Here is an 11,832-nt window from a genome sequence, read left to right on the forward strand (position 1 = left end):
ATCCATACAACATCTTATCCGTACAATATCTTATCCATACAATATCTTATCCATCACAGGAACTGCCTGCAGGGATGACCGGATCTCCCTGCAGGCAGTTTTTTCGTGCTTATTCCGTGTTCCCTTATCCCCGGCTGATGATTCACGGCCCCATTGGGCGTTTTTGGAAATCCATTCCTGTAAACCTGTTTACATCTTGGTCAACCTGTTGACAAGTGCCTTGAATCTATTCCCTTTTCTGTGCAGTTATGATAAATTATGTCCACAAGGTAATTACCAGGAAAACACACAATGTTTTGAGGAGGATAAATTAATGAAAGACAAAGTAGTGGGCGGGATGCAGAACTTCTCCAAAGCCATGATCGGACCGGTCCTGTTTCTCCCTGTAGTGGGAATGCTGATTGCATTAACCGCAATCGCCACCAACACGGCAATCGTCACAGACGGCGGCTTCATATGGACAGCCGGTAAATTTTTCAATGGAATGCTGAATCCCATCATGGGAAACTTAAGCATCCTGTTCTGCGTAGGTATTGCAATGGGCATGTCCAAAAAAAAGAAAGCAGACGCTGCCTTCGTTGCCCTGATGTGCTACATCCTGTTCTTAGGCGCCAACAGCAGATGGCTGGAGCTGTCCGGTAAACTGGTGGAAGGCGCAACAGCAGGCGACCTTTACGGTACCGGCCAGACCATCCAGCTGGGCTTCCATGTGACGGATATGGGCGTGTTCCTGGGAATGATCATCGGCGTACTCACTGCCTGGGTACATAACAGACACTGCGACACGGAATTCAAAGGCGGATTTGCCCCTTACGGCAACAGCAAGCTGGTCTTCATCCTGATGATTCCGGTAACCGCAGTCCTAAGCATTGGCGTGACCTATGTATGGCCAACGGTTGCAAACGGAATTTCCGCCCTTACCGGGTTCATGAGTACCGCAGGCGCCCTGGGAGTCTTTGTATACGGTTTCCTTAACCGCTTCCTGATTCCTACCGGCCTCCATCATTTAATCTGGTCCCCGTTCCTGTATTCAGCGGTGGGCGGCCAGTCCATTATCAACAATGAAAATGTCATCGGCGCAAAACCCATTTTCCTGGCGCTTTTAAGTGACCAGTCCGGCGCCATGATGCCTGACACCTGCCGTTTCCTGACCTATGGCCTGGTTAAGACCTTTGGCGTGATCGGCGTGGCCCTGGCATTCTATGTGACTGCCAAAAAGGTGAAAAAAGCCAACTTAAAAGCGCAGCTTATCCCATCCACCCTGACCGCTGTCATTGCCGGCATCACGGAACCGCTGGAGTTCACCTTCATTTTCGCTGCTCCCGTGCTTTGGCTTGTGTACTCCATCCTGGACGGATTCTTCCAGATGGTTACCTACATTGTGGGGGTCCGCGTCTGCGCCACCAACGGCATCCTGGACTTCCTGGTGCTGAACCTCCCGGCAGGCCCGGGGAGGACCATGTGGCCCATGTACATTGTCATCGGCCTTGTGGAAATCCTGGTCATGTTCGTGGTATTTAAGTTCATGATTGAAAAGCTGAACCTGAAAACACCCGGACGTGAAGATGATGACTCCGAACAGGCCATTGACCTGAACGCCAATGCCTCAGTGGTCAAGAAGGAACTGAAAGCAAAACAGTCAGGCAGTGCCTCAGGCTCCCCTGACCCGGCAGACCCCCTTGCAGCAGGCCGCATCATTGTCAATGCACTGGGCGGCAAAGACAATATACTGTCCCTTGAAAACTGCTTCTCCAGACTGCGGGTGGAGGTAAAGGACATCCAGCTCATTGATGAGCCTACCCTTAAGGCCACGGGCGCTGCCGGAATCATGAAAAAAGGCAATGCGGTCCAGGTGGTATACGGGCTCAGTGTAAACAAGATGCGCACCATGGTGGATGACGCGTTGGAACAGATGTAGCAATTTAAAGCAGAAGAAATGGTTTGGCAGCAGGAACATGTATGGGAAAAATGGGTTAGCTGCAGGAACATGTATGGAAAAATGGATTAGCCGCAGGAACATATAAGGAAAATACATGCGGCGTCAGAAACATATCTCAAAAATCAGGAGGAAACACCATGAACAAAACATTTAAACTAGTCATTGTAGGCGGCGGCAGCACCTATACCCCGGGCATTGTCAAAAGCCTGCTGGACAAAAAGGATTCATTTAAGCTCTCTGAGCTGAGACTGTATGATAACCTGAAGGAACGCCAGGACAAGGTGGGCGTCCTGGTACAGAAAGTAATTGAAATGTTTGACCCGGACCTTAAGCTGGTCCTGACAACGGATCCAAAGGAAGCATTTGAGGACGCGGACTTCATCTTTGCCCAGATGCGCGTAGGGCTGTACCACATGAGGGAACTGGATGAGAAAATCCCGTTAAAATACGATGTGGTTGGCCAGGAAACCTGCGGTCCGGGCGGGCTTGCCTATGGACTGCGCACCATTTACCCCATGGTGGATATCATTGATTACTGTGAGCAGTATGCCAGCAGAAATTACTGGATTGTCAACTACTCCAACCCAGCCGCCATTGTGGCAAAGGCAATGCACAGGCTGCGCCCCAATGCCCGTATCCTGAACATCTGCGATATGCCGGTTGCCATCATGAGGAACATGGCTAACATCCTTGACTGTGACCGCCATGATATTGTTCCTGATTACTTTGGACTTAACCATTTTGGCTGGTTTACTAAAATCCGTGTGGGGGATGTGGACCGCACCGAGGAATTAAAGGCATACGTAAAGGAACACGGCTATATGCCTCCGGACGAAAGAAGCGAGGTCCGGCACAACGATGCATCCTGGAAGCACACATTCGACAATGCCAAGAACCTGCTGCGCATGTTCCCGGACTATCTGCCCAACACCTATATGCAGTACTATCTGCTGGGAGACCAGATTGTAAAGGATTCCGACAAGAACCATACCAGGGCCAATGAGGTCATGGAAGGCAGGGAAAAACGGATTTTCCAGGCCGTGGACACATACATGGAAACCGGAGAAATTGATATGGCCCCCTTCTTCACCGGTGTACACGGCGAATTCATTGTGGAAGTTGCCATGAGCCTTGCATTCAACCTTAGGAAACGCCACCTTGTCATGGTCATGAACAACGGAGCCATCAGGAACCTTCCGGATGACGCCATGGTGGAAATCCCCTGCTACATCACCAGCGAAGGCCCGGAACCCACCCGCGTGGGCGAAATCCCCACCTTCTTCAAGGGCATGATAGAACAGCAGGAAGCCTGCGAAAAGCTGATTGTGGAAGCTGCCGTGGAAGGCTCCTACGAAAAGGCGCTGATGGCATTTACCCTGAATAAGACCATTCCTTCTGCCGCCGTTGCAAAGCAGATCCTGGATGAGATGATAGAGGCCAATAAGGAGTATTGGCCGGAACTGAAATAAACGTGGGGATTTCTGTTTGAAACCGATTTTATAATCCTCAGAGGATGGTTTATGGCCCCCTTGGATGAGATCAAGGATACGGAGGACTGCAATCTCACTTTCAGTCCCAAAACCATAGAAAGGGGTGTCACACCTGAGTTATCTGGTTCTCAGTGCGGCACCCTGCGTTGAAAGTACTTCGGGGCAAATCATGCCCGGAAGTGCGGAATTAAATCATAGACCGGCAAAATTATATAATCTGGATGTTATCATTTCTGTTGGATATCGTGTGAAGTCAAAACGTGGCATTGCTTTTAGAAAATGGGCAGATTCGGTATTAAAGGATTACATAATTAAAGGATATGCAGTGAACACTACTCATATTAACCAGCCAAACAAGGTGATACGAATTATGAAGCGTGCGCAAAACGATTTGGATACCCAACAAGTATTGTCTGTGATAAAACGTTATAACCGGCATTGGAATTGCTGGATGGCGCTGTCCCCTTTTGATACCCCCACAAGAAATAACGATACACTCCCCCTTAACGGGGAGCATACCGCCGTTTCCTGTTATCAGCCATGTGGGCTGTATCGCCACAGGTAAGGTAAGCATGAGCTGCGGTTTCATACCTTAACCATGGGAAACGCCCCATCCGTATCATCTATACAACAATAAGCTTCTTACCCAATCCTTCATACCGGTCAATCACATCCTGGTCCAGCCCGCTGTCAGTAACAAAAGTATCCACATCATCCAGCCGCGCCACCTTTGTAAAGGCTGTCCTTTCAAATTTAGAGGAGTCTGCCAGGCATATAACCTGGTCAGCGGCATCAATGAACGCTCTCTTGGTAAAATTATCGCCATAATTAAAAATCATCAGGCCTTCCTTTGTATCAACGGTACTGGTTCCCAAAAACAACTTACTTACCCTGTATTTTTTCAGGAACTGGATTGCATCCTCACCTGTAACAATATAAGAATCGCTGTCACGGCGCACCAGCCCCCCTATAATGTAAAGTGTGACATTCGGCTTATACATAAGTTCATTTACTATAAGCAGGTCATTGGTCAGGACCGTAACCCTGAAATCCCCCAGAAGATTTGCCAGTTCCTGGGTGGTGCTTCCATCATCCAAAAGAATCACATCATCTTCCCTGATAAGCGTCAGGGCCCTTCTGGCGATTCTCTGCTTCTGCTCCAGATGGGATAACCTTCGGGAGGATTTCCTGCTGCTCAGTGACATTGTCTGGATTTTAAGAACAGCTCCCCCATGAACACGTTCCACAAGATTCTGGTTTTCCAGCTCTTTAAGATCCAGCCTGACTGTCTTTTCCGTGACCTCAAGCCTCTGGCTCAATGTCTTTACATCCACCATGCCTTCATCTTTTAATATGCCCATAATTGTATCCAGGCGTCTCTTCTGTATCATCCAGAATCCTCCCCTCTGCCATCAATATACCATATGCCAAAGCCCTAATCAACCGCTTTCTTTATGAAACCCTGGTGTGTACATACTGTGTATAATCGTCATTTGCCTCACGGTTAGGGTCATATCCCACGGCTTCAGGAATAAAAACTGACAGGACCTGTAAGGCCATGGTAAACACCAGGACTGACTGGGTGAGAGGATAGTAATCCAGTTTCAGCACCTTATCCCCACAGATACAGCCATTTCCCGCATAGAGCATCAAGACCCTGTCTGTTATTTTCATAAGATAGGAAAATGTAGACGACATTAGTTCTGTATACAAGCTATCCGTGTTAATCAGGATTACGCTGGATGTTTCATTGATGGAACGGTGCATACCATGGGAAAACTCCTCGATATCATTAAACATGGAGGGAATACACATGGTTTCCATTAACTTCAGCTGTCCTTCCATAGCAGTACCATAATTCATCCCTGCCCCTAATACGTACAGGTTTTCCAACCGGCTTGTAAAGCCGCCTTTTTTACACCAGTTTACTACCTGATCCATAGCGGCATCCAGCCGGTTGATACATTGTTCCAGTTCCTGCAGCACGGCCTGATAAATCCTCAGTTCCAGCTTTCCATGGGAAAAACCATATTTTAAACCAAATAACATTAATGCCAGAAGGGTGCTGCTGTAGCCTTTTGTTTTTGCATTACTTTCTTCACTTCCACATTCCAGGTAAAGGCAGCGGTCTGCCAGATGGCTTAAGGGGGAGTCCTTTACCTGTGTAATGCCAAGCACTGCAAATCCCATATCCTTTGCCAGCCCCGCTGCCTCCAGAAGACCTCTGCTGGTTCCTGTCTGGCTGATTGCCACAACCATACACCGTTCCTGATTTTCACATTTTATGGAACTACAGTTATGCATAAAATTTGCAGGTGTGTACCCATATACCCGGACGCTCATATAACGTGAGAGGAAATCCGCCATTACGACCGATGCATTGTAGGAACTGCCATGGGCCACAATATAGACAGATTCCAATTCCGGGACATCTGAAGCGGTCTCAAACAGCGCTTTATCGCACAGCATCCGCCCCAGCACTTCCTGTTCCTCCATGATATAGTTCCACATGACACTTGTTCCTTTCATATGCCACCTCGCCCTATTTACCATCCATATTCATAATCCTGGCTGAATTTTTCCCCAGCATCAGTTCCAGATGTCCTTCATTCTTTGTTACATAGCGGATTTTGTCCATTTCCTGTTTCTGGTCACAGAATGGAGCGTCTGATGAAAAGAGTATTTTCTCCGGACCAACCTTCTCATATGCCATCTGTATGACAGGAACATATGCGCCTGCCGTACTGAGATAAAAGTTGGGGATCTCTTTTGCCAGCTCCATGGCCCTTTCATACATCAGCGGAACCCCCATATGATATAATACCACCGGTACATCCGGAAAACTCCTGGCCATCTGTGCCCACTTATCCGGTATGGAGAACATATCCGACTGTCCGTGGACCACAACACATTTTCCATATGCCCTGCACAGTTCAAAATATGGGGATAGGAGGCTATGGCGGTCTGCAGAATATCCGAACCGGATTGCGTTCATTTTAAGTCCATAAAAATGATAATCCCGGAAACATTTCTCCAGCTGTTCTTCACCGTTAATATCCCAAGGATTTACCACTGCAAACCCAAATGTCCTCTCCGGGAATTTCTGCACGGACTCATATATGTATTCGTTGTTGACGGTCTCCAGTTGGGAACATATCATGCATTTATCCACACCGGACTGATTCATGATTTCAATCAGGGATTCCACATGGTAATCCTCTCCTTTTTTCACACCAATGTGCGCAAGCATATCAATAATCATCTAACATCCCTCCTCAAGCCCGAATATCCTGGCCGCGTTTTTCCAGAGGACTTTTTCCTCGCCTTCAGGGAAATTTGCCGCAGCCTTCCTCACCTTAACCAATTCCAGTTCATAGTAACCTGCATCCGGTGTCCCTGTCCCCAGTAACACCTGATCTATCCCTGCTGTCTTCATGGCCCGTAACGTATTAAAATCCATACTGGAGGATGTCTCAAGATATACATTTTTATGCCGTTTTCCTACCGCCACCGCGCTGGCATTATCATACTGCAGCCCCATGCGTCCCATAATAATATTGACATCCGGATAGTCCTCAGCTATTTTCTCAAAAAACACAGGATTGGAAAATACCTCCGCGGCGCCATAACACCATACCGGAACCTGATATTTCCTGCACAGATCCAGCAGTGGATAAAATACCTCCCTTTCGCAAAGCATATACCCATGGCGGACAGGATCCATGTAAAGCCCTTTAAACCCATCTTCTGCCAATGCCTTCTCGAATTGTGCCGGACTGTCCTCATACCATGGATTTACTGTATAAAGCCCGATAAAACGTTGGGGATGATTTGCCACAGCCTGAAATACAGACCTGTTATCCATGCTTTCTGCATAGCTATGGATGACAGCTATATCAATATGGTTCCTATCCATCTCCTTTAACAAATCCCCTGCTTTGATTTCCGGCTTAAACCGATGGCGCCCTAATGTATTGGAAACGTCAATAATCATACAATCCTCCTCATCATCAATGGTCCTTTATCCAATCAGGACCGTATAACATTCCAAGAAACGTTTCTGCCGCAATACTTTCAATCAGAGGCATAAGGGATGGGCGTACCTGCGGCAGCCGTACCACAAACATATTTTCCTGGGGCCTGATAGCAGAACAGGTATAAAGCATTACCCTGCCTCCATGCTCCAATATATAATCCTTCATCTTCATTTCCTTGGTCCCATCCTCAAATGCAGGAAAAAACATCTGCGCCAGATATTGTCTGCCTAGCTTTGAACTGTGGTACTGTCCATGGGCATAGTCCGCGCACTCCCATACAGCCGTGCAGTTATGCAGTCCCTCCCTGTAGGCCAGTGACAATTGCCCTGCCGTTGCCAGAGAGGAGCCATTAGCCAATAAATCATATAGAAGCACACCTTCGGCAAATTCAAACATCGGCCTGCTGTTTTCCTCCCAATGCTCCAGCCATGTGCATGTCCAATCCGCTGCACACCAACATTCCTGCATAAAGTTCCCATCCAGACCTCCTGTAAGGCGATGGGCAATCAGGTTTAAAATCAACATAGTCAGCTCATATGTCTTATTCGTCACAGAGAATTCCTTATCCCCATGAATCTGAAGCATGAAATCACATACGGCCTCCAAAGGGCTTTCCTCATAATTATGGATACCAACCACAACCGTAACCTTCCTGGCCTTGTCTGCCAGTTCAACTACCTCCTGGCTTTTACCAGACTGTGATATGGCAATGACAAGGCACCTGCTGTCAATCTGATTGAACTGGAACCGTGAAAGTTCAAATGAACTAAATACCAAGGCTGGAATTCCGTGTCCAGTCAGATAGCCCTGCACACAGCGGGCTGCATACAGCGAACTTCCCATACCGGTAAGGATCACACGGTTCATGGCTTTCTCCTTATAACATGCGGCTATCCTGCCCACAATCTCCCGGTCCACAGGCCAGTACTCCTTTAAATACCGTTTTAATAGGATTCCCTGGGTACAGACCTCTTCCATAAAACCATTCATGTCCTGCCTCCTGCCTTTTTTATTTTTGCTTTGACAATTGCCTTAACCATGTCCTTTTCCGCAGTACTGGTCATGAGTATATCCATGGCGTGAAGCAGCAGCATACTGCAGGGTATCTCATCTCCCCTGGCCTGCACACTCATCAGTTTCAGGAACTGTATTTCATGCGCCTTAGACAGGTTAGCCTCTGCCTCCTCTATTTTACCCATAGCCGCCTGATAATCCTCCTCTACCATCAGCCCTGCCGCTTCATACACCAGGGATCTCCCCTCCCCTGTATAGCCAATCATTTCCATACAATTGGCTGTCACTTCATCCATTGTAAGCGCCATCTGCATCAACCTCCTCTGTTACTTTTTATTTTGCTCCAGTACTTCCAGCGCCTGTTTCAGAATTGCGCCGCCTTTTACCAGCCCGTATTCCCTCATCTGTATATTCATGTAGGGGATATCCAGTCCCAGTCCCTTTATGTATTCCATGATATCCCCGGTAGAACTTTTTACCTGCGGGGCAATCAGGATAATATCCAACCCATTATAATCCAGTTCCCTGTAACGCAGGCTTGGCGAACAGTGGACATCCACCTCCACCCCATATTCAGGGGCATGTTCAATTATGCTGTCTACCACCAGACCGCTTGACATACCTGATGCACACAGGACCATTATCTTTATCTTTCCTTCCATATCACCAGACTCCTTCCAATCTATTACTTACGCTTTTTCTTCTTCAATCATCCTTGCTTCCCATATCTTTGCAAATGGGTAATAAATGATGAACAGTATGACCAACAATGCCACTTGGGCAATCACACAGCGGACATCCCCTCCAGATGACAGGTATGGATTAATCAGAAGCGGCGTTGTCCACGGTGTCGGAACATAGGCAGCAGTGATTATACTGGCTCTCGTGAGGAAATATGCAAACATGGATCCAACAATCCCAGACAGCATGAACGGTACGAACATAATGGGGTTAAATGCAATTGGCGCCCCAAAAATAATTGGTTCATTAATATTAAAAATCCCGCAGGGAAGTGCCAGATGGGCTACCTCCCGCAAGGTGGCTGATTTGGATTTCCACCATATCAGGCATAATGGGAGGGTGCTTCCTACACCGCCAATCATAATCCAGGTATATACAAAAGGCTCTGTAAACACATGGGGCAACGGCTGTCCAAGGATGGATGCCGCTGTATTTTCAGCAATATTGGTTATTAAAAGCGGATAGCATACTCCCCACACGGTAAATGAGCCGCCATGTATTCCTACAAACCACAAAAGCTGAAGCAGCAGTACACACACCAATACACCAAACCATGTATCCTGAAGAACCAGGAGCGGGCTGATGATGATATTCAGGAACTGCGTTAAATCGAATCCAATTATCACACGTACAGCCCAGAAAAAAGTAGCAAGGATTGACATCGGTATCAAGGCGCCAAAACTTGTGGCGATATTAGCCGGCACCCCTTTTGGCATACGGATTGTCAGGTTCTTATCATGGGCGAACTTCATGAATTCCGCTGCAATTACGCTCACGATAATAATAGAAAACATCCCTTTGACTGAAAGACCGGTACAGTCCAGGGTATTCCCCGATAAGTCGATGGGTGATACCACAATCAGGGAACATGCCACCGTGACAATACTTCCTATGTTCTGATCCAGGCCATACATCTTCGCCATCTCAGCGCCAAGACTGATTGCAAGCCATAATCCAATAAAATTAAATGTCATGGAATACAGTACATTCAGCTTATCCGCATAAGGCGCGAATAAATTTGCCAGCGAAGGGATTGGCAGGTTCGTGAGAATCAGCGGCACCGAACCCACAATTATAAATGGAATGATCCTGATATATGCAGTCCTGATTGCCGCCATATGTCTTTGATTTCCAAACTTTACAAGAGGCGGCGCCACATATTTTTCAACCCATGTGCCAAAGTTTTCCATATTTCTTTCAAACCTGCTCACCTTTCTTTCTGCCATCTCTTTTCCTCCTCTCAAGGTGCACTTAACGCTGTCAGCCTTGCGTCTTGTGCTGTAACTACTACATTCTTCTTTACCCGTGATTCCTTAATACCATCTTTCGGATTCTTCCTACCCACCTTTCTTTTTATTTGTTCGTTTAAGTTCGTTTCAAACCTTGAATATTACCTGGAACACCAGTCATCCATACTGTGGCCTGATTCTTTTCATAAAAAAAATAGCCATGGTTTGTTATATCACAAACCACAACTATTAATCTTTATAGCCACAATCCCCTATCTTATGACTGGTCATGAATGTCTCTTCCGATGCCCTCCACTATTCACGCCCTTCCCGCCATCCAGTATGGCAGACATAATAACGCCCATCTCCATAAGTCCAGCTTATAGCCCTTTCCTCATCTCCTGTGCCAGCTCCTCCCCATACTCCCGGGCAAGCTGGATAAAATAGCGGGATGCTTCGCTTAAATGGGTATTTTTGCGGTAAGCGATATAGGTGGTCCAGCTAAGGGAAGGTGAAAGCCTGAACCAGGCCAGCCCACTCCTGTCAGGGCTGCACAGCGCCCTTGAATGGGGAAGTATGGTGCAGCACAGGCCGGTGGTGGCCAGTTTAATCAGGGCATGGTTCATACCTGTTTCTATTAAGATTTTCGGCTTAAACCCGGCGGCCTTAAATGCAGGGTCTATGATACCGCGCATGGTGGAATTGGGAAACATCAACGCGAATGTATCATTACTGAACCGTTTTAAGTCAATAAAAGGCAGGGGGCTGTCAGGAGCCGCTCCCAAACCCGCATACGGATGCCCCAACGGTATGCCCAACAACATGTCTTCCTCATACAATGGAATGTATTCCAGGTTTACCTTATCCTGCTCACCTAGCATGACCAGGCCAAAATCCAAATGTCCGGCTCCGATAAGACTGTGCTGCTGTGCCACATACCTTTCCTGCAGGTGGAAGTTAATGCCTGGAAAACGCCGGTTAAATTTAGGGAACACAAACGTAAAGAGATCAATACCGTGTTCAAGGGTCAGCCCCAGGGTGATTTCCCCCACCGTATTATTCTTCATATCTGAAAGGATATTATAGGTATTCTTTTTAATGTTCATGATTTCCCTTGCATTCTCCACATACACTTTTCCAGCCGCAGTCATCTGCAGATGGTGCTTATCCCTGTAAAACAGCTGAATCCCCAGTTCCTGCTCCAATTTAATCAGCTGCTGGTTCAGACCGGACTGCGTGATGAAAAGGGATTCGGCTGCTTTGGTTATGTTTCCTTGGTCAGCAATGGCTACAATGTATTCCAACTGCCTTAATTCCATAAATCCTCCTCGTATTTTTACTTATAACCGATATCATTATTCTTAAGTTCACTTCTTACTATA

11 protein-coding genes and 1 pseudogene are annotated in these 11,832 nt (G+C 47.2%); 3 read left to right on the top strand and 9 right to left on the bottom strand.

Annotated features, from left to right (window positions below):
- Positions 1-313 precede the first annotated feature (313 nt).
- The 3 genes and pseudogenes from DWX59_RS05960 to rhuM form a co-directional block, all read left to right on the top strand.
- The gene (locus DWX59_RS05960) at positions 314-1,918 is read left to right on the top strand and encodes a PTS transporter subunit EIIC (protein WP_117556964.1); all 1,605 of its coding nucleotides are present in this window, start codon (positions 314-316) and stop codon (positions 1,916-1,918) included.
- Positions 1,919-2,076: 158 nt separating this feature from the next.
- Positions 2,077-3,408, top strand: a complete 1,332-nt coding sequence (locus tag DWX59_RS05965) for a 6-phospho-alpha-glucosidase (protein ID WP_117556966.1) — start codon at positions 2,077-2,079, stop codon at positions 3,406-3,408.
- Positions 3,409-3,640: 232 nt separating this feature from the next.
- Positions 3,641-3,760, top strand: a pseudogene (gene rhuM, locus DWX59_RS30320) (RhuM family protein); the annotation flags it as partial.
- 292 nt (positions 3,761-4,052) lie between these two features.
- Here the strand turns inward: rhuM and DWX59_RS05975 are convergent.
- From DWX59_RS05975 to DWX59_RS06015, 9 genes are all read right to left on the bottom strand, one after another.
- Positions 4,053-4,820 (bottom strand): DeoR/GlpR family DNA-binding transcription regulator, encoded by a 768-nt coding sequence (locus DWX59_RS05975; RefSeq protein WP_117556970.1) that lies wholly within the window; start codon positions 4,818-4,820, stop codon positions 4,053-4,055.
- 61 nt (positions 4,821-4,881) lie between these two features.
- Positions 4,882-5,958: an SIS domain-containing protein gene (locus DWX59_RS05980; protein WP_235844921.1), complete on the bottom strand. Its 1,077-nt coding sequence runs from the start codon at positions 5,956-5,958 to the stop codon at positions 4,882-4,884.
- A gap of 13 nt (positions 5,959-5,971) precedes the next feature.
- Positions 5,972-6,691 (bottom strand): amidohydrolase family protein, encoded by a 720-nt coding sequence (locus tag DWX59_RS05985; protein WP_117556974.1) that lies wholly within the window; start codon positions 6,689-6,691, stop codon positions 5,972-5,974.
- Positions 6,692-7,423, bottom strand: a complete 732-nt coding sequence (locus tag DWX59_RS05990) for an amidohydrolase family protein (RefSeq protein ID WP_117556976.1) — start codon at positions 7,421-7,423, stop codon at positions 6,692-6,694.
- A gap of 16 nt (positions 7,424-7,439) precedes the next feature.
- Positions 7,440-8,456: an SIS domain-containing protein gene (locus DWX59_RS05995; RefSeq protein ID WP_117556978.1), complete on the bottom strand. Its 1,017-nt coding sequence runs from the start codon at positions 8,454-8,456 to the stop codon at positions 7,440-7,442.
- Positions 8,453-8,788, bottom strand: coding sequence for a PTS sugar transporter subunit IIA (locus DWX59_RS06000; RefSeq protein ID WP_165642334.1), 336 nt, complete (start codon positions 8,786-8,788; stop codon positions 8,453-8,455). Before DWX59_RS06000 ends, DWX59_RS05995 begins: the two co-directional genes overlap by 4 nt.
- Positions 8,789-8,806: 18 nt before the next feature.
- Positions 8,807-9,142, bottom strand: a complete 336-nt coding sequence (locus DWX59_RS06005; protein WP_117556982.1) for a PTS sugar transporter subunit IIB — start codon at positions 9,140-9,142, stop codon at positions 8,807-8,809.
- Positions 9,143-9,169: 27 nt separating this feature from the next.
- On the bottom strand, positions 9,170-10,447 hold the full coding sequence (locus DWX59_RS06010) for a PTS sugar transporter subunit IIC (RefSeq protein ID WP_117556984.1): 1,278 nt from the start codon (positions 10,445-10,447) through the stop codon (positions 9,170-9,172).
- 383 nt (positions 10,448-10,830) lie between these two features.
- Positions 10,831-11,769 carry a LysR family transcriptional regulator gene (locus tag DWX59_RS06015; RefSeq protein WP_117556985.1) on the bottom strand — a complete coding sequence of 313 codons (939 nt, stop codon included), beginning with the start codon at positions 11,767-11,769 and terminating at the stop codon, positions 10,831-10,833.
- Positions 11,770-11,832 lie beyond the last annotated feature (63 nt).

This window comes from Enterocloster aldenensis, assembly GCF_003434055.1.
GTDB classification, from domain to species: domain Bacteria; phylum Bacillota; class Clostridia; order Lachnospirales; family Lachnospiraceae; genus Enterocloster; species Enterocloster aldenensis.

What these genes read in the sequence shown, in the direction of transcription:
- DWX59_RS05960 (WP_117556964.1), top strand. Translation starts at nt 314, where the DNA reads ATGAAAGACAAAGTAGTGGGCGGGATGCAGAACTTCTCCAAAGCCATG.
- DWX59_RS05965 (WP_117556966.1), top strand. Translation starts at nt 2,077, where the DNA reads ATGAACAAAACATTTAAACTAGTCATTGTAGGCGGCGGCAGCACCTAT.
- DWX59_RS05975 (WP_117556970.1), bottom strand. Translation starts at nt 4,820, where the DNA reads ATGATACAGAAGAGACGCCTGGATACAATTATGGGCATATTAAAAGAT.
- DWX59_RS05980 (WP_235844921.1), bottom strand. Translation starts at nt 5,958, where the DNA reads ATGAAAGGAACAAGTGTCATGTGGAACTATATCATGGAGGAACAGGAA.
- DWX59_RS05985 (WP_117556974.1), bottom strand. Translation starts at nt 6,691, where the DNA reads ATGATTATTGATATGCTTGCGCACATTGGTGTGAAAAAAGGAGAGGAT.
- DWX59_RS05990 (WP_117556976.1), bottom strand. Translation starts at nt 7,423, where the DNA reads ATGATTATTGACGTTTCCAATACATTAGGGCGCCATCGGTTTAAGCCG.
- DWX59_RS05995 (WP_117556978.1), bottom strand. Translation starts at nt 8,456, where the DNA reads ATGAATGGTTTTATGGAAGAGGTCTGTACCCAGGGAATCCTATTAAAA.
- DWX59_RS06000 (WP_165642334.1), bottom strand. Translation starts at nt 8,788, where the DNA reads ATGGCGCTTACAATGGATGAAGTGACAGCCAATTGTATGGAAATGATT.
- DWX59_RS06005 (WP_117556982.1), bottom strand. Translation starts at nt 9,142, where the DNA reads ATGGAAGGAAAGATAAAGATAATGGTCCTGTGTGCATCAGGTATGTCA.
- DWX59_RS06010 (WP_117556984.1), bottom strand. Translation starts at nt 10,447, where the DNA reads ATGGCAGAAAGAAAGGTGAGCAGGTTTGAAAGAAATATGGAAAACTTT.
- DWX59_RS06015 (WP_117556985.1), bottom strand. Translation starts at nt 11,769, where the DNA reads ATGGAATTAAGGCAGTTGGAATACATTGTAGCCATTGCTGACCAAGGA.